1 protein-coding gene is annotated in these 822 nt (G+C 38.8%); it reads right to left on the minus strand.

Annotation, left to right across the window (positions count from 1 at the left end):
- Positions 1 to 553: Arm DNA-binding domain-containing protein (locus tag AC1DPZ_RS28275; protein ID WP_477409802.1), on the minus strand; the 553-nt coding region annotated here is incomplete at its 3' end.
- Positions 554 to 822: the final 269 nt, after the last annotated feature.

The following is an 822-nucleotide window of genomic DNA, read 5'->3' on the forward strand; positions in this document are numbered from 1 at the left end:
CAGCTGAATTATTCGCGCATTTTCTTTCGGAACGAAGGTAAAAATCATAACTTACTATAAAATCGTGATCAATGTCCCGGATGTCAATATCGGCGATTTTATACTTCCATTTGATAAATTCGGAAGTATGTTTTAAAGAAGTTTGATAACGCTCTAATGTCCCTTTTGCGAAATCGGCGCCGACCAAAGCTGCCACCTGCGTATTGTGATCCCTAAATACATCAAGGATCATCCTAACGGATTCCGCTTTACCGGTGAGTTTACTTTTTAGCCGTTCGGCTGTAATGGCTGCTTTTTGCTCCGTAAGGCTTTGATGCGCGTCATACACCATAGCTTGTAACTGATCAAGGTAAGCGTTAAAGGTTCTGGAAACTTCCTTGGTTCCTTTTAATCGCCCAGCCTTGCTATTCCATTGCAAAGGATCGCAGCTTCGTGCTGTGGTAGTTTCAGACCGTTTACCGGCAACGGTAATCCGAAGATAGATCGGCACGAGGCCGTCTGTGTAGTTTTTTGGTTTCTTCAAATAGAAGAGTAAGCTGAAATTAGTTTTCATGTTAAATAACATTAAAAGTGAAACAAAACTAAGCTTGCAGCTAATCATAATCAAGATGTTTAAATATTGAACATCTTGATTATCAAAAAGATATGACTAATTCGGTGAGTTTAAATATCTCAAAATTTACTCACCTCATCACGCACTGTTTATATGCGATCCGGTGGATATTTTGAGTATTGATAGAAAAACAAAAGCCTGCAATCATATGATTTGCAGGCTTTTAAATAATTTGATATCAAAATCAGCGGAGAGCTAGGGATTCGAAC

The sequence above is a fragment of the Mucilaginibacter sp. P4_G9 genome (genome assembly GCF_056400985.1).